The organism is Inhella gelatinilytica (genome assembly GCF_016093295.1).
Lineage (GTDB): Bacteria > Pseudomonadota > Gammaproteobacteria > Burkholderiales > Burkholderiaceae_C > Inhella > Inhella gelatinilytica.
On the sequence record NZ_JAEDAL010000001.1, the window covers coordinates 150,146 to 172,739 of the forward strand.

General features: G+C 63.4%; 23 protein-coding genes. 12 read left to right on the forward strand and 11 right to left on the reverse strand.

Going from position 1 to position 22,594, the window contains the following annotated elements; all coding sequences use genetic code 11:
- Together I7X43_RS00740 and I7X43_RS00745 are read right to left on the reverse strand one after the other, a co-directional pair.
- On the reverse strand, positions 1-771 hold the full coding sequence (locus I7X43_RS00740) for an ABC transporter permease (protein WP_198098976.1): 771 nt from the start codon (positions 769-771) through the stop codon (positions 1-3).
- On the reverse strand, positions 768-1,676 hold the full coding sequence (locus tag I7X43_RS00745) for an ABC transporter ATP-binding protein (protein ID WP_198098977.1): 909 nt from the start codon (positions 1,674-1,676) through the stop codon (positions 768-770). The genes I7X43_RS00740 and I7X43_RS00745 overlap by 4 nt, the downstream gene beginning before the upstream one ends.
- 76 nt (positions 1,677-1,752) lie before the next feature.
- Between I7X43_RS00745 and I7X43_RS00750 the strand changes: the two genes are divergently transcribed.
- Positions 1,753-2,412 carry a TetR/AcrR family transcriptional regulator gene (locus tag I7X43_RS00750; RefSeq protein WP_198098978.1) on the forward strand — a complete coding sequence of 220 codons (660 nt, stop codon included), beginning with the start codon at positions 1,753-1,755 and terminating at the stop codon, positions 2,410-2,412.
- 17 nt (positions 2,413-2,429) lie between these two features.
- Positions 2,430-3,203, forward strand: coding sequence for a tetratricopeptide repeat protein (locus tag I7X43_RS00755; protein WP_198098979.1), 774 nt, complete (start codon positions 2,430-2,432; stop codon positions 3,201-3,203).
- Between the two features lie 15 nt (positions 3,204-3,218).
- On the opposite strand, the gene ylqF is transcribed toward I7X43_RS00755, so the two are convergent.
- Positions 3,219-4,205 (reverse strand): ribosome biogenesis GTPase YlqF, encoded by a 987-nt coding sequence (ylqF, locus tag I7X43_RS00760; protein ID WP_198098980.1) that lies wholly within the window; start codon positions 4,203-4,205, stop codon positions 3,219-3,221.
- Positions 4,206-4,340: 135 nt separating this feature from the next.
- Between ylqF and I7X43_RS00765 the strand changes: the two genes are divergently transcribed.
- Together I7X43_RS00765 and I7X43_RS00770 are read left to right on the forward strand one after the other, a co-directional pair.
- On the forward strand, positions 4,341-5,708 hold the full coding sequence (locus I7X43_RS00765; RefSeq protein WP_310737500.1) for an iron-containing alcohol dehydrogenase: 1,368 nt from the start codon (positions 4,341-4,343) through the stop codon (positions 5,706-5,708).
- A 16-nt stretch (positions 5,709-5,724) separates the two neighbouring features.
- Positions 5,725-7,920 carry a DUF8754 domain-containing protein gene (locus tag I7X43_RS00770; RefSeq protein WP_198098981.1) on the forward strand — a complete coding sequence of 732 codons (2,196 nt, stop codon included), beginning with the start codon at positions 5,725-5,727 and terminating at the stop codon, positions 7,918-7,920.
- 67 nt (positions 7,921-7,987) lie between these two features.
- On the opposite strand, the gene I7X43_RS00775 is transcribed toward I7X43_RS00770, so the two are convergent.
- Positions 7,988-9,427, reverse strand: coding sequence for a wax ester/triacylglycerol synthase family O-acyltransferase (locus I7X43_RS00775; protein ID WP_246480082.1), 1,440 nt, complete (start codon positions 9,425-9,427; stop codon positions 7,988-7,990).
- A gap of 107 nt (positions 9,428-9,534) precedes the next feature.
- Here I7X43_RS00775 and I7X43_RS00780 point away from each other — a divergent pair, with 107 nt between their 5' ends.
- A complete protein-coding gene (locus I7X43_RS00780) occupies positions 9,535-9,786 on the forward strand; it encodes an acyl-CoA-binding protein (RefSeq protein ID WP_198098982.1) in 252 nt (83 codons plus the stop codon).
- Positions 9,787-9,862: 76 nt separating this feature from the next.
- Here the strand turns inward: I7X43_RS00780 and I7X43_RS00785 are convergent, their stop codons facing one another.
- Together I7X43_RS00785 and I7X43_RS00790 are read right to left on the reverse strand one after the other, a co-directional pair.
- Positions 9,863-10,180 (reverse strand): polyhydroxyalkanoic acid system family protein, encoded by a 318-nt coding sequence (locus I7X43_RS00785; protein ID WP_198098983.1) that lies wholly within the window; start codon positions 10,178-10,180, stop codon positions 9,863-9,865.
- Positions 10,181-10,208: 28 nt separating this feature from the next.
- Positions 10,209-12,245 carry a molybdopterin-containing oxidoreductase family protein gene (locus I7X43_RS00790; protein WP_198098984.1) on the reverse strand — a complete coding sequence of 679 codons (2,037 nt, stop codon included), beginning with the start codon at positions 12,243-12,245 and terminating at the stop codon, positions 10,209-10,211.
- Positions 12,246-12,286: 41 nt separating this feature from the next.
- Here I7X43_RS00790 and I7X43_RS00795 point away from each other — a divergent pair, with 41 nt between their 5' ends.
- From I7X43_RS00795 to I7X43_RS00805, 3 genes are read left to right on the forward strand one after another with little or no spacing between them, the layout of a single operon-like run.
- Positions 12,287-13,477 carry a M20 aminoacylase family protein gene (locus tag I7X43_RS00795; RefSeq protein ID WP_198098985.1) on the forward strand — a complete coding sequence of 397 codons (1,191 nt, stop codon included), beginning with the start codon at positions 12,287-12,289 and terminating at the stop codon, positions 13,475-13,477.
- Positions 13,474-14,016, forward strand: coding sequence for a DUF1415 domain-containing protein (locus tag I7X43_RS00800; protein ID WP_198098986.1), 543 nt, complete (start codon positions 13,474-13,476; stop codon positions 14,014-14,016). The genes I7X43_RS00795 and I7X43_RS00800 overlap by 4 nt, the downstream gene beginning before the upstream one ends.
- A gap of 1 nt (position 14,017) precedes the next feature.
- Entirely contained in the window at positions 14,018-14,917 is a 900-nt protein-coding gene (locus I7X43_RS00805) for a 5'-nucleotidase (RefSeq protein WP_198098987.1), read from the forward strand.
- Between the two features lie 5 nt (positions 14,918-14,922).
- Here I7X43_RS00805 and I7X43_RS00810 read toward each other — a convergent pair whose 3' ends face one another.
- A complete protein-coding gene (locus I7X43_RS00810) occupies positions 14,923-15,186 on the reverse strand; it encodes a hypothetical protein (RefSeq protein ID WP_198098988.1) in 264 nt (87 codons plus the stop codon).
- Entirely contained in the window at positions 15,183-16,418 is a 1,236-nt protein-coding gene (tyrS, locus tag I7X43_RS00815) for a tyrosine--tRNA ligase (RefSeq protein WP_198098989.1), read from the reverse strand. The genes I7X43_RS00810 and tyrS overlap by 4 nt, the downstream gene beginning before the upstream one ends.
- A 310-nt stretch (positions 16,419-16,728) precedes the next feature.
- Here tyrS and I7X43_RS00820 point away from each other — a divergent pair, with 310 nt between their 5' ends.
- Positions 16,729-18,105, forward strand: coding sequence for a M23 family metallopeptidase (locus I7X43_RS00820; RefSeq protein ID WP_198098990.1), 1,377 nt, complete (start codon positions 16,729-16,731; stop codon positions 18,103-18,105).
- Positions 18,102-19,190 carry an anhydro-N-acetylmuramic acid kinase gene (locus I7X43_RS00825; RefSeq protein WP_259373353.1) on the forward strand — a complete coding sequence of 363 codons (1,089 nt, stop codon included), beginning with the start codon at positions 18,102-18,104 and terminating at the stop codon, positions 19,188-19,190. The genes I7X43_RS00820 and I7X43_RS00825 overlap by 4 nt, the downstream gene beginning before the upstream one ends.
- A gap of 78 nt (positions 19,191-19,268) precedes the next feature.
- On the opposite strand, the gene erpA is transcribed toward I7X43_RS00825, so the two are convergent.
- From erpA to rplM, 3 genes are all read right to left on the reverse strand, one after another.
- On the reverse strand, positions 19,269-19,628 hold the full coding sequence (gene erpA, locus I7X43_RS00830) for an iron-sulfur cluster insertion protein ErpA (RefSeq protein WP_198098992.1): 360 nt from the start codon (positions 19,626-19,628) through the stop codon (positions 19,269-19,271).
- Between the two features lie 134 nt (positions 19,629-19,762).
- Positions 19,763-20,155, reverse strand: coding sequence for a 30S ribosomal protein S9 (gene rpsI / locus I7X43_RS00835; RefSeq protein WP_198098993.1), 393 nt, complete (start codon positions 20,153-20,155; stop codon positions 19,763-19,765).
- Positions 20,156-20,157: 2 nt separating this feature from the next.
- A complete protein-coding gene (gene rplM, locus I7X43_RS00840; RefSeq protein ID WP_198098994.1) occupies positions 20,158-20,586 on the reverse strand; it encodes a 50S ribosomal protein L13 in 429 nt (142 codons plus the stop codon).
- 208 nt (positions 20,587-20,794) lie between these two features.
- Here rplM and I7X43_RS00845 point away from each other — a divergent pair, with 208 nt between their 5' ends.
- Both I7X43_RS00845 and I7X43_RS00850 read left to right on the forward strand, forming a co-directional pair.
- The gene (locus I7X43_RS00845) at positions 20,795-21,493 is read left to right on the forward strand and encodes a GNAT family N-acetyltransferase (protein ID WP_198098995.1); all 699 of its coding nucleotides are present in this window, start codon (positions 20,795-20,797) and stop codon (positions 21,491-21,493) included.
- A complete protein-coding gene (locus I7X43_RS00850) occupies positions 21,490-22,554 on the forward strand; it encodes a serine/threonine protein kinase (RefSeq protein WP_198098996.1) in 1,065 nt (354 codons plus the stop codon). The genes I7X43_RS00845 and I7X43_RS00850 overlap by 4 nt, the downstream gene beginning before the upstream one ends.
- The last annotated feature ends 40 nt before the right edge of the window (positions 22,555-22,594 follow it).

The following is a 22,594-nucleotide window of genomic DNA, read 5'->3' on the forward strand; positions in this document are numbered from 1 at the left end:
TCAGTGGCGGACTTTGTAGCCGCTCTTCAGGAGGTGGAGCGCCAAGGCGGCAACCAGCGCAAAGCTGGCCCCCACGATGGTCAAGCTGATCCACGGTGAACTGTCGCTGACGCCAAAGAAACCGTAGCGAAAGCCGTCCACCATGAAGAAGAAAGGATTGAGGTGGGATACCGCACGCCACACGGGCGGCAGCGAGTCCACCGAGTAGAAAACTCCCGCCAAGAAGGTCATGGGCATCACGATGAAATTCTGAAAGGCTGCGAGTTGGTCGAATTTTTCGGCCCACAGCCCGGCGATCAGGCCCAGGCTGCCCATCAGTCCCGCACCGAGCAATCCGAACGCCAAGGCCCAGGCCAAATGGGCCGGCTGAAACGCGGCCCAGGGCACAAACCACACCGTCGCCAAGGCCACCCCCGCCCCCACACACAGCCCGCGCAAGACGGCGGCCCCCACATAGGCCAGAAACCAATCTCGGGCCGACAGCGGCGTCAGGAGGAGAAACACCAGATTGCCCGTGATCTTGCTTTGAATCAGGCTGGAGCTGCTGTTCGCAAACGCGTTTTGCAGCACGCTCATCATCACCAAACCCGGCAACAGAAAACTGCCGTAGGGCACGCCGTGCACGCGCACATGCTCATCGAGCACATGCCCAAAGATCATCAGGTACAGAACAGCCGTGAGCACCGGCGCGGCAATGGTTTGGAAGCTGACCTTCCAGAAACGCAGCAATTCTTTTCTAAAGAGCGTCGCCGCCCCGGAGGTGGCCCTCATGGCGATTCCCCTCCAACGATCTCCAGGAACACGTCTTCCAAGTCCGCGCGGCCGATTTCCAGATCTTCAATGGGCACCTGTGAACTCCGCAAGCGGGCCAGGACCTGCTCGACGTCTGCCGCGTCATGGGCTTTGATTTGCACGATGCGCCCGGTCACTCGGGCCTCAAGGCCCAACGGCAGCACCGCGTCTGTCTTGAACCGCAACACCTGATGGCTGCGATTCGCCAGCAACGCCGCCGTGCGGTCCAGCGCCACCAAACGCCCTTGCTTGAGCATGCCGATCCGCCCACACAGGGCTTCCGCCTCTTCCAGGTAATGGGTGGTCAGCAACACCGTGGTGCCCTGCTCCTTGTTCAGGCGAGCAATAAACGCCCACAGGGTCTGGCGCAATTCCACGTCCACTCCGGCGGTGGGTTCATCCAACACGATCACCGGCGGCCGGTGCACCAGGGCTTGCGCCACCAACACGCGACGCTTCATGCCCCCACTGAGCTGACGCATATTGGCGTCCGCCTTGGCAAGCAAGCCCAGGTTGTCGAGCAGCTCCTCAATCCAGCGCTCGTCGGCCTGCAGGCCAAAGTAGCCGCATTGGAAGCGCAAGGTCTCCCGCACCGAGAAGAACGGGTCAAACACCAACTCCTGGGGCACCACGCCGAGCAAGCGCCGCGCGGCAGCAAAGTCGCCGACCACATCGTGGCCCAGCACCTCCACGCGCCCTTGATCGGCGCGTGAAAGCCCCGCCAAGATGGAAATCAGGCTGGTCTTGCCGGCGCCATTGGGACCCAAAAGCCCAAAGAACTCCCCGGGCGGGATGTCAAAACTGACGTCCTGCAAAGCCGGGTTGGAGGCGCCGCGGTAGGTCTTCTTCACCCGCTCGAAGCGGATGGCGGGTGTCGCGGTCATGCGCCAATTCTAGAAAACCACTTCCATCAGCGGAAAAACTGGGGTTATCGTGCAGCGTCCCCGAGGCAAAACACCCATGGCCCCACCCAAAAAGCCCCGCCGTACCGCCGAGCGCATCCTGGAAGTGACGCTGGATTTGTTTAACCGTTTTGGTGAACCCAATGTCTCCACCACGCTGATCTCGGCCGAGCTGAACATCAGCCCCGGCAATTTGTATTACCACTACCCCGCCAAAGACGAGCTGATCAATGCGCTTTTCCAGCGCTTTGACACCGAGCTCGCTGACCTGCTGCTGGCGGCCGACAACGTGCGTCATGTGGAAGACGCGTGGTTCTTCTTCCATACGCTGTTCGAACTGATTTGGAAGCACCGCTTCCTGTACCGCGATTTGAACGATTTGCTCTCCAAGAACCGCAAACTGGAGACGCACTTTCAAACGGTGTTGGCCCGCAAGCAAGAAGCCATGCGCGGCGTGCTGGCCGGCTTAAAAATCGGCGGCGCCCTCAAGATGGACCCGCGCGAGGCGGCACCCGTCGGTGCCAGCATGGTGGTGCTGCTGAGTTATTGGCTGAGTTACGAGTACGTCAAAGACCCCCGCCACGCGCTGGAACCCGAACGCGCGGGGTCCGCCTTGCTGAGGGGCGCCTTTCATGTGCTGAGTGTGCTGATGCCCTATCTGGAGCCCCAATCCCGCGAGCACCTGCACCGATTGGCCAGCCAGTACCTGTCATCCTGATTCAAGGGAGTTTCGCCATGCCCAAATGGACCGCTTTCCCCTATGAGAACAAGGCCTTTCAATACACGCTGGCCAGCCTCAAGAAGAACTGGGCTCGTTTACACCAAGGCGATGGCGAGCCCTGGCCCAAGGAAGAGGCCGTGCAAAAGGCGTGGCTGCACTTTCACGCGGGTGACTTCAAGAAGGCGGTGGATGCCGGACTGAAGGTCGGCGGCGCCGGCTTGACCTGCGCCAACAAGGCCCAATCGATTTACGCGACTTACCTCGAAAAAAACGAGAAAACCAAGCTCGAGTTGTACCTGGAGGTTGCCGAGCGCGCGGAGGCTCAGCAAGCCGACGAGCCCCACAACCCCAATGCCTTTTATTGGCAGGCCTACGCGCTCGGACGCTACGGACAGGGCATCACCGTGGCCAAGGCGCTGTCGCAAGGCCTGGGCATCAAGATCAAGTTCGCGCTAGAGACCGCCATCGAACTGGCGCCCAAGCACGCGGATGCGCACTTGGCTCTGGGCGCTTTTCACGCGGAGGTGATCGACAAGGTGGGGCCGCTTCTGGGCAAGACGCAAGGGGCGGACCCGGCCACGGGGCTCAAACTGCTGACGCAAGCCGGCAAGTTGGCCCCCCACTCAGCCATCGGCATGATTGAACGCGCCAACGGCTTGGTGATGCTCGAAGGGGAAAAGCGCCTGGAGGAGGCCGAGGCGCTTTACCTCAAGGCGGCGGCCTGTGAACCCCTGGATGCCATGGAGTGCTTGGACATCGAGTTGGCGCGATCCGAGTTGGAAGATTGAGGTCACAGACCTCGCTCAGGCCTCCGGCTCGTCCACCCCTTCGGCCAGTTCCTCGGCACTCGCCCCCCGTCGCCCGCCCCGGCGCGCTGCCTTGCGGGCGGCTTGGCGCGCCACGCGCTCTACTTCGGCCACCGCGGCGGCGGCTTCCCACGCGCGAAACGCCTCGGGGGTCTCCAGCGTGATCCGGCCCAGAACCCCCTGACGAAATTCATAAATCAACACTTCAGCCGCTTTCTGCAAGTTCACGCGGCCACCGCTCTGCATGGCCCCCCGCTTGCGCCCAATCGCGGCCAGCACCGCCTCGTCATCCGTCGCCGGGTCCACCACCAGCGCGCCCAGGGCGTATCGCGCCTCCAGCAAAGCGGGATAGTCTCGACGCAGATCCCGCAGCAGGTCCAAGGCCACCAACTCTTCACTGAAGGCATTGCGGCCTACCGCACCGCTGGCCGCCAAGTTTTGCCCCGCTTCAGGAATGTGAATCCGCGGCCACAGCATGCCCGGCGTGTCAAACAAATAGACGTCGTTGGCCAGTTGCAGTTTTTGCTCGACTTTGGTGATGCCGGGCTCGTCCCCCGTCTTGGTCGCCTTGCGACCCATCAATCGATTGATCAGGGTGGATTTGCCCACATTGGGAATGCCGCAGATCAGAACCCGCAACGGTTTGACCATGCCGCCGCGGTGGGGCGCCAATTCCCGAACGGCCTGCAAGAGCGCCTTGACGGGCGCCGCTTGCTGGGAGTCCACCGCCAAGGCCCGGGTGGCCGGACGGGCGTTGTACGCCGCCAACCAGGCGTCCGTCCGGATCGGATCGGCCAAGTCCTGTTTGTTCAGCAACTTGAGCGTGGGCTTGTGGCCCGTCATGTCCGCCAGCAACGGGTTGGCACTCGACCCCGGGCAGCGGGCATCGATGAGTTCGATGACCACATCAATGCCCTCCTTCAGTCGATCCTGAATCGCCTGACGGGTGGCATGCATGTGCCCGGGGAACCATTGAATTGCCATCGTTGCGGCCCTTGAAGGAAACCCGCATTGTCCCTGGGGGCACGCCCCTAGGGCTTTGTCGCATGCACGCTGCAAATCCCTTGCGTTCCTACCGCAGAATCACACGACCCTTGGCTTTGTGTAGCGGAGAACGACGTGCTCTTGGACCTCCTCCCCGACAGTGCCCGCGCGGCCAGTCTTGGCACCTTGATGAAGGGTGCTGGAAAAGTCACGCGCTACATCCCCATTCCCCAGCCCACGTTGCTGGTCGGACCGGGTTCGATGACCCGATTGGGCGAACTGATTGCCGGATTCGGACACCTAAAACTGCTCATCGTCACGGATGCCGTGATTGCCAAGCTGGGCCTGCTCAAAGGGCTGACGGATGCTTTGGAAAGCGGTGGCACCGAGTACGCGGTCTTTGACGAAATCACACCGGACGCCCCCATCCCCCTCATCGAGCGCGGCCTGGCCTTTTTTCGAGATCAGGGCTGTGATGCCTTGATCGCGGTCGGCGGGGGCTCCAGCATGGATGCCGCCAAAGCCATTGCGGTCGCCGCAGCCAACCCCAAGCCCCTGCGCCGCTTGGCCGGGTATTTCAAGGGCCGGCACGCCCCACTGCCGCTCTATGCCGTGCCCACCACGGCCGGCACCGGATCCGAGGTCACGGTCGCCGCGGTGATCTCTGACCCCGAGCGCAAAGACAAGATCGTCATCGTCGATCCGCGCATCGTGCCGCGTGCTGCGGCGCTCGACCCGACCCTCATGACCGGATTGCCGCCGGCGGTGACCGCCGCGACAGGCATTGACGCCCTGACCCATGCAGTGGAAGCCTTCATCGGCCAATGGGCCACCGATTACACCGACGGCTTGGCGCTGACGGCCGTGGGGCTGATCTTTGGCAACCTGCGCACGGCCTACCTCGAGGGCGGCAACTTGGCCGCCCGGGAGAAGATGGCGCTGGCCTCGACCTATGCCGGCATGGCCTTCACGCGGGCCAATGTCGGTTATGTGCACGCCATCGCACACCAGTTCGGCGGGCGCTATCACACCCCTCACGGGCTGGCCAATGCCATCGTGTTGCCCCATGTTTTGCGCTTCTCTGCCCCCGCCATCACGGCGCGGTTGGCGCGCTTGGCTGTCGCCGCGCGACTGGGCGAAGCCAGTGACCGCGATGACGAATTGGCCGAACGGTTCTTGGATGCCATCGACCAACTCAATGCCGACTTGGCGATCCCCCGCACCTTGGCCGCATTGAAGCGCAGCGACATCGCCAGCATCGCCCGCGGCGCCCGCGCGGAGGCCGATGCCGGCTACCCGGTGCCGCGCTACATGAGTCAAGACGAATGCGTGGCCTTGCTCAAAGCGCTGCTGCCGGTGGACGGTGAGAGCGGCGCGGCACCCGCGCCGGTCGCGGCCGCCAAGCCCAGCAGCCCCCGCAAACCGGCGGCTCCAGCGCCAGCCAAGTCCGCGCCCAAGACCCCCGCCAAGACCCCGGCCAAAAAGACTGCCCGCAAGGCTTGATCTCAGGAGACGTCCGATGCCCACGAAAAAGGTAGTAACCGTCACCCTCGGCTCCTCTAAGCAGGATTTCGAGTTCAAGACCCGGTTCTTGGGTCATGACTTCATCGTTCAGCGCCTGGGTGCCGACGACGACACCACCAAGGCTTGGGAGCTGATGCGCCGCCACCAGGCCGATGCGGATGCCGTGGGCCTGGGAGAAATTGGCGACCACTACCAGGTGGGCCTGCGCACGGTGGTCAACAAGGAGACCAAACGGCTCCTCAACGTGGTGACCCGTGTGCCGGCCACCACCGGCGCGACCTTGCGGCGCCTGCTGCAGGTGCGCGCCATCCGACACGTGCAGCACGAGTTGGGCCATTACTTCAACAACAACATCGTGCTGTTCTTGAACGGCATGCGCAACTACGACATGGCCGTGGCCTTGTCGGACTACACCAAGAATTTGAACTTTGCCGATGCGCTCTTTCAAACGGGCGCACCGGCCATGCTGACCTCGCTCGACCAGCTCGAACTCTTTGCCAAGGGCATGCGCTGGGTCATGCCCGGCAAGCCGCGCGAAATCTTGGAGGCCTCACTCTCGGGGCTGAAGCGCCGCAAGGTCATGGCCGAAGTGGAAAAGGCCCATGTCGTCGTCGGCACTTTTGCCGAGCTCAAAACCGTGGGCAACGCGGGCAACCTGGCAGGCAAGACCCTGATCACGTCGGCCGTCGATGCCGAGCGCCTGAAGTTTTTCAAGCAGTGCAAGGTCAATTTGGTGATTGACGTGTCCCCAAAACTCTTCGATCAGGTGATTGGCATCAACGTACTGGAAGCCATGATCCTGGCGGCAGTCGGCAAGGCCCCCGAGGAGGTTTCGGACGACGATTTCACGGAGATCCTGGACGAGTTGCACGTCAAACCGCGCCTGCTGCACCCCACGGGCAAATTCCGCAACATCCGACGCTTCGCCTTCGTCATCCACCCGCTGTCGCAAGAGTTCATCCGCAAAGGCTTCCCCATCCCCAAGGGCACGCCCAAGTTCGTGATGGATCAAGTGGAAACGCTGGCGGCCCACATGCCGCCCATGGTTTATTGCAAGATGGAGAACATCATCAGCCCCACCGGCGCCGAGGCCGAAGGCTGGTTGATCAGCGTGGGTGGCACCCCTAAGCAGATGCTGTCGCACAGCCCGGAGTTCACCTACCGACGCTTGCTTCAGGCCGCCGAGATGGCTGAAAAGATGGGCGCCCAGATCATGGGCCTGGGCGCCTTCACCAAAGTGGTGGGCGACGCGGGAGTGACCGTTGCGCGTCGCTCGGCCATCCCCATCACCACCGGCAACAGCTATTCGGCCTCTGGAGCCCTGTGGGCGGCCGCAGACGCCATGCGCCGCATGGGGCTGATTGAACTGAAGAAGGGCGACAAGCGAGTGCCCGCCAAAACCATGGTGATTGGTGCCACGGGCTCAATCGGCTCGGTGTCTGCCCGGTTGATGGCCATGGCCTTCGATGAAGTGGTGCTCGCGGGCCGCGACATCAAGAAACTCGAAGAACTCAAAAAGAGCATCCTGGTGGACACGCCGGATGCCCAAGTCACCTGCTCAACCGACTACGACCCGTTGCTCGCGGACATGGACATGATCGTCACGTCCACCAGCGGCGCGGGCAAGAAGATCTTGGACATCACCAAGGTCAAGCCGGGTTGCGTCATCACCGACGTCGCCCGTCCGCTGGACCTGCCCCCCGAAGAGGTGGCCAAACGCCCAGATGTGCTGGTGGTGGAGTCGGGTGAAATCGAACTGCCCACCAAGGTGCGGGGCATGAAGAGCATTGGCCTGCCGAACAATGTGATCTATGCCTGCTTGGCCGAGACCATCGTGTTGGCGCTGGAAGGCCGCTTTGAGGTCTTCACCATCGGTCGGGATACCGAGTGGCCCAAGGTCAAAGAGATCTACAAGCTGGGCCTCAAACATGGCATGAAGCTGGCCGCCATCTCGGGGGTCAACGGCGTCTTCACCGACAAAGACATCGCCAAGGTGGTGGATCTGGCCCGCGAGGCCCGTAAAACCTGGAAGGGTTCCGACGGCAAATTGCTAGTGACTGCACCCAAGCGCGCGCCCGCCAAGAAGGCCGCAGCGGCCAAGGCTCCCGCAGAACCTGCAGTCAAGAAACCCCACCGCAAGGCCGTGAGTCCGGCGGCCAAGAAACCCGCCAGAAAAGCGGCTTCCACTTAATTAGAAACCTGCAGCAGTAAACGGCCGGCGCTTTGCTCCGGCCGTTTGTCTTTCTGATTTCGGGGCGCTAGGTGGGCTCGCCCACCCACGGCAGCATCAGGGTCAGCATCGTGAGCTTCTCGAACTCCGGTTCAAACTGCGCAATGATGGCCTCCGGGTCCGGGCACAGTTCGGCATCGGTGATCAGCCCAAACTGAACCTTGCCGGCGTAGGTCAGGATGCTCACCCCCATGCCGATGTCGCCGCTTTGCGGCACCCAGAACATCACGCGCTCCACCGTCGAGCCGCAAAAAGTCAAGGGTTTGCTGGGCCCTGGCACGTTGGTCATGACCGCCGTGGCCTTTTTGGCGAACAGGTTCAGCAGGGCATGCTGAACCGGCTTGATCAGCAGCCCCGCCACAGCCAACAAGCCAAAGGCCATGATGGGCTGGAAGCTTCCTTTGAGTTCCTGCATCCGGGCGCGCACGGCGTAGAGGCGTTCGATCGGGTTTTCGATGCCAATGGGCAACACCAGGGGCACCAATCCAAACCGATTACCCAATTGGTAAGCCTTGTCCAGTGGCCGCAGGTTCACCGGCACCATGGCACGGATTTCCTGCCCACTCGGGTCGTCCCCTTTTTCGCGTAGGTAGGCCCCGATTGCCCCAGCCACGCATGACAGCAGCACATCGTTCACCGAGCCGCCCAGGGCCTTGCCTATCGCCTTGACTTCGTCCACTTTGAGGCTGTCGGCCCAAGCCACCGTTTTGGTTTGCCCCGGCTTGCCCTTGAGCCGCGTGTGCGCGTCATCGGGCATCAGGGCCATGGCTGCCACATCGTTGAAGGCCTGGAAGCCCAATCGAGCCATGTGAACCGTGGCGTCCGTCGGCGTGTCCGGCGCCATCAAGAGATCCATGCTCTTGGCTGCCCCTTTGCTCGCCATCTTGACGGTTTTAACCGTCATGTCGGTGATGGGTTTTAGAAGGTGATCGATGATCCAGTCGTGTTCACCTTCGTGGGCATCGTGCTCGGGCTTGCGATTCTTAGACGGAAGCGCCCCGCCATCGGTGATCGACAGCATGACCGAGATGAGCGCAATGCCGTCCGCGATGCAGTGATGCAGACGCGCTAGGAGTACCGACTCGCCGTTCTCGAAATCCTCGATCAACTCCATAGACCACAGCGGTCGCCCCGGGTCCAGGGGTTGAGCAGCCCGCATGGCCACAAATGACTGCAAGGCCTGCATGCGGGTTTGGCCCGGATCCACGTCCAACTCCACGGTGCAGACATGGTTCTCGATGTCAAAGTCTCGGTCTTCAATCCACACGGCCCCCATCGCGTCCTCGACCACCCGCTGGCGAAACCGCCGATAGGGCAGCAGTCGCTCGGCACAGCGTTCGCGCAGGGCCTCGATGTCAAGTTTGGGCTTGAGAAACCAGACCCCCACGATCATCATCAGGTTCTCAGGCGTGTCCATCCGCAACCATGCGGTGTCAACACGGCTCATGCGCTCGGGGATCAGACTCATGGGGTGGGCGCTCAAATAGGAGTTCAGAACGGATTCTGTCGCTAACATCCGTCTCACCCTAGCCCTGTCCGCACAGATTGCGGTCGTTGTTGAACGAAGGAGACACGATGAGCCTGAAAAAGCAGTTTGAGACCGCGGTGGCCGATTCCAAGCAACTGCCTGAACGCCCTGACAACGCCACATTGCTGAAGCTGTATGCGCTGTACAAGCAAGGGACCGAGGGCGACAACGAGACCTCCAAACCCGGCATGATGGACATGGTGGGGCGTGCCAAGTGGGGCGCCTGGGACGAACTCAAAGGCATGAGCCAGAACGACGCCATGCAAGAGTACGTGGACTTGGTGGAAAGCCTGAAGTAAGGCGCACTCCCCCCAAGCAAGAACGGCCCCAGTGGGGCCGTTCTTGCTTCGCTCAGTCGCCCCTTTGGGGGCAGTTCTATTTGGGCTTTTTGGCCGGCTTACTGCTCTGGGCAAGCAGCATGTCCAACTCCGATTCGATTTCCTTCTCAATCGTGCCGCGCAGCGCTCCCAACAAGATCCCCAGCTTGGCTTTGAGCTCGAAGGCCGTGGCGGTCACCACCAGCTCACCCTTCACGCCACTGCGGTGGAACTCCACCGTGTCGCTGTCATCCCCTTCATAGACCGTGCATTCCATGCCCAGCTTGGCCTCGGCATCCTCGGCCCATTTCCAGGCGATCTTGCGGGCCTTGGCCAAGCCGAGGTGGTGTTCGCGGTGGATGTGCAGTGTCGACATGCGCTGAGATTACCAGGGTGCAGTCACTTCAGGCAGCCCTGACTTCCACCAAGCAGTCGTAAAAACAGGCACCGCCTCCGATGTCCGTAAGCCCCTGGTGGGTGAGTTCATTGACGTTCTTGCCGTCAGGGCCAAACTTGCGCCACCACACGCCCAGACCGTGCACCACGCCTGGGCGGGCTCGCCCGTTGAGCACAACTTTCAGTCGCTGCTCGCCACGGTCATTGAACACACGGGCCATCGCCCCATCGGTCAGACCGCGGGTTTGGGCGTCTTGAGGGTGCATTTCCAGCACCGGCTCGCGCTCGATGTCTCGCAGGCTCTGCACGTTGACAAAACTACTGTTTAAGAAGTTCCGAGCCGGCGGGGAAATCATGGCCAGCGGGTAGCGTGCGGCCAGTGTCGGGGCTGACTCAGGGCTCTCCACATTGGGCACAAAGTCCGGCAGACCGGCTGCGGGATGCACGGCCCAGACCTTGCCATCCGTCGTGGGCCACTCGCCATGCGCAAAAGGCGCATCCGGCAGATCCAGAGAGACGAATCCTTCGCGCCGCAAGCGCTCGTAGTCCAAGCCCAGCAAGGCTTGCCGGGCCAGCGCCTCATCGTCCTCCTGCGCCCAGGGTTCACTGCCAAAACCCAGGGCCGCGGCCAGCTCACGAAAGATCTGCGTGTTGGGCTTCGACTCACCCAGTGGCGGAATAGCCGGTTCGTTGATCAGCACGTCGGTGTGGCCGTAACTGGTGTGCACATCCAAGTGCTCCATCTGGGTGGTGGCCGGCAGCACGTAATCCGCATGGTCGGCGGTGTCCGTCATGAAGTGTTCGAGTACGACCGTGAACAGGTCGTTGCGCTGCAAGCCACGCACCACGTTCCCGTTCTCGGGTGCAACGGCGGCCGGGTTGCTGTTGTAGACCACCAGCGCCTCGATGCGCGGGCCCTCCAAGTCCCTCAGGGCATTGCCGATTGCGCTCATGTTCACCATGCGGGGCTGTCGCCCGGCGAGCAAGTCCGGGCGTTCCAGCGCCGCGTTGTTCTTGAACGGCGCGCTCCAACCCGAGCTGGACAGCAGCAGGCCGCCTGCTCGGTGTTTCCAGGCGCCAACCAGGCAGGGCAACAGGGCAATCAAGCGCACGGCATTGCCTCCGCCGTGTACACGCTGCATCCCGTAGTTGAGCCGAATGGCGGCCGGCGCGGTGGTGCCATAGTCGCGCGCCAGCGCTTCAATCTCATCGACCTTCAGCCCCGTGACTGGCGCAACTCGCTCCGGGGGCCACTGCAGCGCTCGTTCCCGCAGTTGGGCCCACCCGGTCACATAGTTCTCGAGGTAGTCGTGGTCCAGCCAATCGTGCCGGATCAATTCATGCATCAGTGCCAGCGCCAGCGCGCCGTCGCTGCCAGGGCGCAACGCCAAGTGTTGATGACATTTATCGGCCGTCTCGGTGCGGCGCGGATCGATGCAAATCAGCTTGGCGCCGTTGCGCTTGGCCTGATTGGCATAGGTCCAGAAGTGCAAATTGCTGGCGATGCTGTTACTGCCCCAAATCAAGATCAATCGCGACTCGGCAAAGAACCGCAAGTGCATCCCCACGCGGCTCCCATATGTCAGGTTCAGCGCCTCGGCGCCAGCGCTGGCGCAAATGGTGCGATCCAAACGGGCCGCCCCCAACCGATTCCACAGGCGGTCGGCCATGGACCCGCCTTGCAATAAGCCCATGGTGCCGGCATAGGAATAGGGCTGAATGGCCTGCGGGTCACGGGCCGCGATACCCTGAAGGCGCCCCGCGATATCCGCCAGCGCCTCGGTCCAGGTCACCCGCTCGAACCGAGGGGGCTCGGTCTTGGCGGACACGCGCCTGAGTGGGTACAGCACACGATCAGGATGGTGCGTGCGCTCGGGATACCGGCTCACCTTGGTGCACAAGGCACCGTGAGTACTTGGATGGTCAGCCCGCCCCTGAACGCGAAGAACGCGCTGTCCCTCTGAATGCACCACCAGGGCACAGGTATCAGGACAATCGTGCGGGCAGGCGCCATGAACACGGCGCAAAGAAGTTTCGGCAGACATGCGACGATGATGGCACGAGCCTTCTTTCCCTCGCCCGTCCCATGAAATTGCTGACTCCCTTGCTCGATGCCCAAGCTGACCTGGTGCGCATCCGCCGCGACATCCACCAGCACCCCGAGCTGTGCTTTCAGGAACAGCGCACCTCGGATCTGATTGCCAAGCAGCTGGAAGCCTGGGGCCTTCCGGTGATCCGGGGCTTGGGGCAAACCGGCGTGGTCGGCGTCGTCAAGGGCGGTGACAGCCCGCGCGCGGTCGGTTTGCGCGCCGACATCGACGCCCTGCCGATGACCGAGCACAACCACTTCCCGCACGCCAGCGTGCACGCCGGCAAGATGCACGCCTGCGGCCACGACGGCCACACCACCATGCTGCTGGCCGCAGCCAAGCATCTGGCCGAGCACCGGAACTTCGACGGCACGGTCTACCTGATCTTCCAGCCCGCCGAAGAAGGCGGTGGCGGTGCGCGCGAAATGATCAAGGACGGGCTGTGGCAACAGTGTCCGATGGACGCCGTGTTCGGCATCCACAACTGGCCCGGCATGCCGGCCGGCACCTTCTCGCTGGCCAGTGGCCCGGTGTTTGCCAGCAGCAACGAGTTCAAGATCGTGCTCAAGGGCAAAGGCGCGCATGGCGCGATGCCCCACCTTGGTCTCGACCCGGTGCCCGCCGCCTGCCAGCTGGTGCAGGCCTTCCAGACCATCATCAACCGCAACAAGCGGCCAATCGACACCGGCGTCATCTCGGTCACCATGATCCACGCCGGCGAGGCCACCAACGTGATCCCCGAGGCGGTGACGCTGGAAGGCACGGTGCGCACCTTCACGGTGGAGGTGCTGGACCTGATCGAGCGCCGTATGAAGGAGCTGAGCGAACACCTGGCCGCCGGCTTTGAGCTGCAGTGCGAGTTCCAGTTCCGCCGCAACTACCCGCCCACAGTGAACCACGCGCGCGAGACCGAGTTTGTGCGCCGCACCCTCACCGCCATGGGCGCGAAGGTCGAGCACTTCGAGCCCACCATGGGCGCCGAGGATTTCAGCTACTACCTGCTGGACAAGCCGGGCTGTTACTTCCTGATCGGCAACGGCGAGGGCCAGCACCGCGAAGGCGGCCACGGTCTGGGGCCGTGCACCTTGCACAACCCGAGCTACGACTTCAACGACCACCTGATCCCGGTCGGCGGCAGTATGTGGGTCCAGCTCGTCGAAGCCTGGTTCAAGGAGCAACAAGCATGAATGAAGAACAAGTCATCGCGGACACCCGCGCCTGGGTGGACAAAGCGGTCATTGGCCTGAACCTGTGCCCCTTCGCCAAACAAGTTCAAGTCAAGGGACAGGTGCGATACGTGGTGAGCTCCTCGACGAGCGTCGAAGCGCTGCTCTATGAGCTGGCGGCCGAACTGAACCATTTGCACGACACCCCCGCGGAACAGACGGACACCACGCTGCTGATTCACCCGGGCGTGTTGACCGACTTCCTGGACTACAACGACTTTCTGGACGCGGCCGACGCGTTGGTGGCCGAGATCGGCCTGGAGGGCGAGTTGCAGATCGCCAGCTTCCACCCCCAGTACCAATTCGAAGGGACCGAGGTCGACGACATCACCAACTACAGCAACCGCTCGCCCTACCCCACGCTGCACCTGATTCGCGAAGACTCCATCGACCGTGCCGTGGCGGCCTTCCCCGAAGCGGAATCCATCTTCGAAGCCAACATGGAGACGCTGGAGAAGCTCGGCATCGAAGGCTGGAAGAAGCTCGGACTGAAGCCCTGACATGCCCGCCTCCCTGGATGGCTGCCTGGTCGTCGCGATCTCCTCGCGCGCGCTGTTCGATTTCGAGGAAGAGAACCAGCTCTTCGAAGCCAGCGACGACCACGCCTACATGGCCCTGCAGCAGCAGCGTCTGGACGTGCCGGCCAAGCCGGGCGTGGCCTTCTCGCTGGTGAAGAAGCTGCTCGGCTTCAACCAGGCCGGCCAGCCACCGCGCGTCGAAGTGGTGGTACTGAGCCGCAACGACCCGGTCTCGGGCCTGCGCGTCTACCGCTCGGCCCAGGCCTATGGCCTGCCCATCCAGCGCGGCGTGTTCACGCGCGGGCGCGAGCCCTGGCGCTTTCTCAAACCCCTACACGCCCAGCTGTTCCTGAGCGCCAATGAGCTTGATGTGCGGGCCGCGCTCGACGCCGGCGTGCCGGCGGCGCGTGTCTACCCCACCAGCGCGCGCGCCAGCGATGCCCACCCGGACGAGTTGCGCATCGCCTTCGACGGCGACGCCGTGCTGTTCAGCGACGAGGCCGAGCGCGTGTTCCAGGCCGAAGGCCTGGACGCCTTCCAGCGCCACGAGACCCACCACGCCCTTGAACCCCTGCCGCCCGGCCCTTTCAAACCCTTGCTGTTGGCCTTGCACGGCCTGCAGCAGCAGCGCAACCAGGCGGTGCGCGTGCGCACCGCGCTGGTCACCGCGCGTAGCGCGCCAGCGCATGAGCGCGCCATCCGCACCTTGATGAGCTGGAAGATCGAGATCGACGAGGCGATGTTCCTCGGCGGCCTGCCCAAGGGTGAGTTCCTGCGCGAGTTTGAGCCCGACTTTTTCTTCGACGATCAATTGGGCCACATCACCCACGCGAGCCAGCACGTACCCAGCGGCCATGTGGCGGCGGGGATTGCCAACCGCTGAGGGTGTCAGAACCCGCTGGAGGCGGCGCGCTTGGGCCGAGAGGCTGCCGTGCCGGGCGCCGACGGGATGAGCCGCACGCCCACCGCATTGGGCGTCGGTGCCGCCCCAGAGGCTGCAGGCTCGGCCGGACGGAGCCGGAACACCAGGGGTGTTTCGGCAGCCCAGGGGCGCAGATAGGCCAGCAGGCCCGCCACGATGAGGGCCAACACCCACAAATAACGCCACGTGCTGTTGCGCGGCGGCTTGGCGGTGAAGCGGGGATCGCTCATGCGGTCAGGGTGACGCGCGCGAATTGGCGCTTGCCCACCTGCAACACAAAGGTGCCCGGCTCGACCTTGAGTCCCTTGTCGCTGATCACGGTGCCATCGATGCGCACACCGCCCTGCTCCACCTTGCGCAGGCCCTCGCCGTTGGACGGCACCAGGCCCGCAGCCTTGAGCAAGGCACCAATGCCCAGCGGCCCCCCAGCGAGGGTCAGCTCCGGCACGTCGTCCGGAATGCCGCCTCGGGCCCGGCGTTCGAAGTCCTCCTGAGCGGCCGCTGCCGCGGCTGCGCCGTGGAAGCGGGTGGTGATCTCGCGCGCCAGGGCCACCTTGGCGTCCTTGGGGTTGCGCCCAGCGTCCACCTCGGCCTTGAGCTGGGCGATGGCCTCCAGCGATTCAAAGCTCAGCAGTTCGTACCAGCGCCACATCAGGGTGTCGGAGATGGACAGCACCTTGGCGTACATGGTGTTCGCGGGCTCGCTGATACCGATGTAGTTGTTCTTGGATTTCGACATCTTCTCGACGCCATCCAAGCCCTCGAGCAGCGGCATCGTCAAGATGCACTGCGGCTCTTGCCCGTATTCAGCCTGCAGGTGGCGGCCCATCAGCAAGTTGAATTTCTGGTCGGTGCCCCCGAGCTCCAGGTCGGACTTCAGCGCCACCGAGTCATAGCCTTGCATCAACGGGTACAAGAACTCGTGAACCGAGATCGGCGTCTGGCTTTGGAACCGCTTGGTGAAGTCGTCGCGCTCCAACATCCGCGCCACGGTGTAGCGGCTGGCCAGCTGAATCAAGCCCGCGGCCCCCAGGGGGTCGCTCCACTCGGAGTTGTAGCGGATCTCGGTTCGCGCCGGGTCCAGCACCAGGCTGGCCTGTTGGTAGTAGGTTTCGGCGTTGGCCTTGATCTGCTCCTTGGTCAGCGGTGGGCGGGTGCTGTTGCGGCCGCTCGGATCGCCAATCATGGAGGTGAAGTCGCCGATCAAGAAAATGACCTGATGCCCCAGGTTCTGCAACTGGCGCATCTTGTTCAGCACCACGGTGTGGCCCAGGTGGATGTCCGGCGCTGTCGGGTCCAGGCCCAGTTTGATGCGCAGCGGCACGCCGGTGGCCGCCGAACGGGCCAGCTTCTTGACCCATGCGTCCTCGGGCAGCAACTCCTGCGTGCCGCGCCGGCTGACCGCCAGCGCCTCGCGGACGGCATCGGTGATGGGGAATTCAGGCTGCTGGGCGCTCGTCATGGGCGGCTCAATTCAGGGTTTACCCGAAATCGGGTGGGCATGGCCCGGGCTTTCCCGGCTGCGCTGGCGGGCGGGCGTCGTAGAATCTACCTCGCGCCTCTGCCGTACAGCCGCTGCTCACGGCCACAAAGAGTCGCAAATTCTAGGTGACTGCCTCAGGCACGCTCCCGGCCCCTCCGGTTGAGCAGGTGCACAGGGTCTCGCCCCCTGCCGCCGTCGGCCCGGAACGCCGACACCCCCTGCAACCCCTGGTGGAAGCGACGTTGGTGCCCCGTTTCACCCTTTGCTCCCCACACCTCGTGGTGCTGGTATGAATTGGTTGAATCGCCTGCAGCCTTGGCTGCAGTCTCTGGATCGTTTTGCAGCTCGACACCCGCACCAACTCACAGGGGCGGTTCTGGTGCTGTTGGGCGGTTTTGCCGTAACCGCCTTCGGCTTGGCGCCGCTTGTGCCCAACCCGGCGGACCTGCCGCGGCACTCGGTTGTAGAGGCCCTGCCCGCCCTGTCGCTGGCCGACCAGCTGGACGCCTTGGCGGAGCATCGACTCTCGCTGCGCCGTAGCGACCAAACCCGCGCAAGCGACACGGCTGAAACGTTGCTCAGCCGCCTGGGCGCCTTTGATCCCGAGGTGGCCAACTTTTTGCGCCGCGACGGCACCGCTCGCCAATTGCTGAGTGGGCGAGCGGGCAAACGGGTCGAGGTCGATGTGGACGATGCCGGCAAGGTTCTGCGGCTGGTTGCCCGGTTTCCAGCCACCAGCAGTGAAGTCGCGGGCTCGCACTTCAACCGATTGGTTCTGGAGCGCAACACCGCCCAAGCCTGGGAAGCCCGCATGGAACTGGGGCGCTTTGAAGCGCAAACCCGACTGGCCAGCGGAACGATCGAGTCCTCTCTCTTTGCCGCCACCGATGCCGCCGGTCTTCCGGATCGCGTGGCCTCGCAACTGGCGGACATGTTCGCCGCCGAAATTGATTTCCACCGGGATCTGCGGCGCGGCGACCGCTTCACCTTGGTCTTTGAAAGCTTGACCGCGGATGGCGAACCCGTGAATTGGGGCGAAGGGCGGGTGCTCGCCGCCGAGTTCGTGAACGGCGGGCGCACCCACCAGGCTTTGTGGTTCAAAGACACCGCCACTGGGAAGGGGAGCTTTTACGATTTCCAGGGCAAAAACAAGCGGCGCGCTTTCCTGGCCAGCCCGCTGGAGTTCTCGCGCGTGACCAGCGGATTTGCCATGCGTTTTCACCCCATCCATCAAACCTGGCGCCAGCATTTGGGCACCGATTACGGTGCTCCGACCGGGACCCCGGTACGGAGCGTGGGGGATGGGGTGGTGGAGTTTGCAGGGTGGCAGAACGGGTTTGGTAATGTGGTCCATCTGCGCCATGCGGGCGAGCGCACCACGGTCTATGCTCACTTGAGCAAGATCGATGTACGCAAGGGTCAGCGCGTCGAGCAGAGCCAACGCATTGGGGCTGTGGGGGCCACCGGCTGGGCCACCGGCCCGCACCTGCACTTTGAATTTCGCGTCAATGGACGTCACGTTGACCCGCGCACCATCGCCAAGGCGAGTGACAACGTGCCGCTGCCCACGACCGCCAAAGCAGCCTTCGATGCCACGGCCCAAGGGGCGCGCACCCAGCTGGCGGTCGCTGGAACGCTGGGCATGGGCGTGACCGGCTCCGATTGAGCCCGAGCCCTCTTTTTGCCGGGCTCATGTCCGGCACCTCGCTGGATGGCGTGGATGCGGTCTTGTGGTCACCCAACTCGGGTGTGACTGCCCATCGCTTTGAGGCCTTTGACCCCGCGCTTCAAAGCCAGCTGCTTCGCCTGAATCAAAGCGGCCCCGATGAACTCCACCAGGCTGCGCTGGCGGCCAACGCCGTCGCACGAGCGTACGCCCAGGTCCTGCGCACGCTGCTCGAGGAGGCGGGCGCTCGCCCCCAAGACGTATCAGCGGCTGGGGCTCACGGGCAAACGGTTCGCCACCGCCCCGAGCTCGGCTTTACCGTGCAGTTACTCAATGCGGCCCTGCTCGCTGAACTGACCGGAGTCGATATCGTTGCCGACTTGCGCAGCCGGGATGTTGCGGCCGGCGGACAGGGCGCCCCGCTGGTGCCGGCCTTTCACCGGGCCGTCTTTGGTCGACCCGATGCGGACATCGCGGTGCTCAACATCGGCGGCATGGCCAACCTCAGCCTGCTGCCCGCACAGGGGCCCACCGGAGGGTTTGACACCGGCCCCGGCAATGTGTTGCTTGACACCTGGCATCGCCACCACCAAGGCCCGGCCTTCGACGCCGGAGGCTGCTGGGCCGCCACAGGGCGCGTTCTGCCGGACTTGCTGGCGCGCTGGCAGTCAGAACCGTTCTTCTCGCTGCCACCGCCACGCTCCACCGGCCGGGATTTGTTCGACTGGACTTGGCTTCAGCAACAGGTTCTGCGGTCCTTCAGTCCAGCCGATGTGCAGGCGACACTGGCCGAGCTAACCGCCTGGAGCATTGCGGACGCACTGAACCGTGCGCAGCCCGCAACCAACGAGTTAATCGTTTGTGGCGGCGGCGCCTTCAACCTCGACTTGCTTCATCGCCTGCAGCGGCACTTGCCTCAGCTGCAGGTTGTCACCAGTGATCGGCGGGGTTTGCCGCCCATGCAGGTGGAGGCCACAGCGTTCGCCTGGCTGGCCGCGCGATTCACGGCCCGTGAACCGGGAAACCTAGTCTGTGTGACGGGGGCCCAGGGGCCGCGTATTCTGGGCGCGCTCTACCCGGCCTGAGCGTCCCGCGGGCGGCACACGGGCGACCCAACAAAAAAGCGGCTCATCGAGCCGCTCTTCAGTGCCTACCCTCCGGCTTCAAACCGAAAAACTCGACCCACAGCCGCAGGTCGTCGTCGCATTCGGATTCTTGATCACGAACTGCGCCCCGCTCAAATCGTCTTTGTAGTCGATCTCCGCCCCCGTCAGGTATTGCAGACTCATGGCATCGATCAACAGGGTGACGCCGTTCTTCTGCATCTGCGTGTCGTCATCGTTCACCTCTTCATCAAAGGTAAAGCCGTATTGAAAGCCCGAGCAACCGCCCCCTTGCACGAAGACGCGCAACTTCAGATCGGGGTTGCCTTCCTCGGCCACCAATTCGGCCACTTTGTTGGCGGCGCTGTCCGTAAAGACCAGCGGCAGGGGAATGTCTTGGATGTCGGCAACAGCGTTCATGATGAGATTTCCTGAATAGGGCAGCATTATCGGCGCCAATGAAAAAGGCCGCAGAAAACTGCGGCCTTTTGACGAGCGGGGCCTGCAAGAAGTTGCCCGGAACGATGCGACTTCTGCGACCTCTCGATAACGAATTAACGCTTCGAGAACTGCTTCCGGCGACGGGCGCCGTGCAGACCGACCTTCTTACGCTCGACTTCACGGGCGTCACGGGTCACGAAGCCCGCAGCGCTCAGTTGCGGCTTCAGGGCCGCGTCATAGTCGATCAGCGCACGGGTCACGCCCAGACGAACCGCACCGGCTTGACCGGATTCGCCGCCGCCGTGCACATTGACCTTGACGTCAAAGGCTTCAGCGTTGTTCGTCAGCACCAAAGCTTGACGGGCCACCATGATGGAGGTCTGACGGCCGAAGTACTCGGCGATGGGACGACCATTGACGGTGATTTGGCCGGTGCCCTTCTTGATGAAGACACGCGCCACCGACGACTTGCGACGGCCGGTACCGTAATTCCAATTACCGATCATGCTCAGATCTCCAGGACTTTGGGCTGCTGAGCGGCGTGCGGGTGGTTGTCACCAGCATAAACCTTCAGCTTCTTGACCATCGCATAGCCCAGCGGGCCCTTGGGCAGCATGCCCTTGACGGCCTTCTCCAAGGCGCGGCCGGGGTGCTTGGCCTGCATGTCCTTGAATTTGGTGGCGTAGATGCCGCCCGGGAAACCGCTGTGACGGTAGTACATCTTGTCTTCCGACTTGGTACCGGTCACGCGAATCTTGTCGGCGTTCACAACGATGATGAAGTCACCGGTGTCGACGTGAGGCGTGTAAATGGCTTTGTGCTTGCCGCGCAGTCGGAGTGCCACTTCGCTGGCAACACGTCCGAGCACCTTATCGGTGGCGTCAATCACAAACCACTCGTGCGTCACTTCGGCCGGCTTGGCGCTGAAGGTCTTCATGAATGTCTTTCAAACGAGCTTTTTCAAACATTTGCCGTTTGGAACCGCTTATCGATCTGACCTTGCGATCAGGCGGCCTCGCACAACAACGCCCACCCCCAAAGCCCACTGGAGGCGGAAAAGCTGTCGAGTCTAGCAGATACCCTAGGGGGCCGCAAGGATGCCTCACCCGCGCAGCTTGTGCACCCCGCTTCGGATAATGGGCCTCATGGGTGACAGCCACCGATCCCCCCTGCACGCCGCACTGGCCGCCTTGCGAGGGCATTGGGTGCCCATACGAGCCCTGGGGCGCCGCCACCGTCGCCGCATCCTCAAGCACCTGCTGACCCTGACCCCAAGCGACCGGTACTTGCGATTCGGCTACGCCGCCAGCGACGCACAAATCGAACGCTACGCGCTGAGTCTCAATTTTGATCGCGACGAATTGTTGGGCGTGTTCAACCGACGCCTGGAGGTGGTCGCCATGGCGCATCTGGCCTACGCCCCGGCGGGACCGGATCTCGACACCGCGGAATTTGGGGTCTCGGTTTTGGAGCGTTACCGGGGGCGCGGCCTGGGAAGCCGGCTGTTTGAACTGGCCTGTCTGCATGCGCGCAATCGCAACTGCCGCTACCTGCTGATTCACGCCCTCAGTGAGAACCAACCCATGCTGCACATCGCCGCCAAGTCAGGCGCCTGGGTCGAGGAGGTCGCTGAGGGCAGTGTCAGCGCCCGCCTCCATCTACCCGAAGACACCTGGGGTAGCCATGCGGAGCAAGCCATCGAAGACGGTCTGGGCGAGTTGGACTTCCGCCTCAAGATGCAGGCCAAGCAGATCAAGGACTTCGTCGAAACGCTGCAGGCCGATGCGCCAGAGCGAGTCAGCGAAGATGCGCCCCCTCAACAACCGCCCGAAAGCGCGCCTTGAATCTTGACTACGCCGACCTGGACCCGGGTCGATTGCTGGACGCGCTGGATGAAGTGGGCCTGCGCGGCGATGGCCGACTGTTGCAACTCAATTCTTATGAGAACCGGGTCTATCTGGTTCACCTGGAAGAAGGCGGCGCCATCGTGGCCAAGTTCTACCGGCCGGGACGCTGGAGCAATGCCCAATTACTCGAGGAGCACCGCTTTGCATTGGATTTGCTCGCTGCCGAAGTCCCTTTGGCGGCCCCACTGTCGCTGAGCCTCGCCCCGGACAGCCGGGCGGAAGTTCAAGGTCAGCCGCCCACGCTCGCCCTGTGGGGCGGCATGCGATTCGCCGCAACGCCCAAACTCGGCGGCCGCGCGCCAGAGCTCGAAGACCCCGAAGTGTTGGAAGTCCTGGGGCGCTTCATCGCCCGGATTCACCGCGTGGGGCGCGAGCGTCACTTCGTGGCCCGTCCGCAGTGGGTAGGCCGCGCTCCGGGTGACCTGGCCCGAGCCGCCGTCTTGGCAAGCGACACCCTGCCTCCGGATCTGGCGCCGCGCTGGCTCTCCATCGTGGACCGTTGCTTGGAGGCCGTACAAACCGCCTTTGACGCGGTGCCCGACCTGCGCCTGCAGCGACTGCACGGCGACTGCCACCCGGGCAACCTGCTGTGGTCCCCAGGCGGCGGCGCTCACTTTGTGGATTTGGACGATGCCGTCACCGGCCCGGCCGTTCAGGATTTGTGGATGCTGCTCAGCGGGGAGCCGGCGCAAGCCCAGGCCCAGTTGCGCTCGCTGCTGGCCGGCTATGAACAAGTGCTGGATTTCGACCGCCGCGAACTGCGCCTGATCGAACCGCTGCGCACCCTGCGCATGATTCACCACAGCGGCTGGATTGCCAAACGCTGGGACGACCCGGCCTTTCCGCTGGCCTTTCCCTGGTTTGGCACGCCGAACTACTGGTCCGACCAAGTCGCCAAGCTGGCCGAGCAGTTGGAGGCCATGGCCGAACCTCAGGACGCGCCCCCACCGCCGGCCGACGATGATTTCGTCGACTTCGATGGGGACGGATTCTCATGAGCGCCCAAGGCCGGCCGGCGGCCGGCCGCCCCGAGCGCCT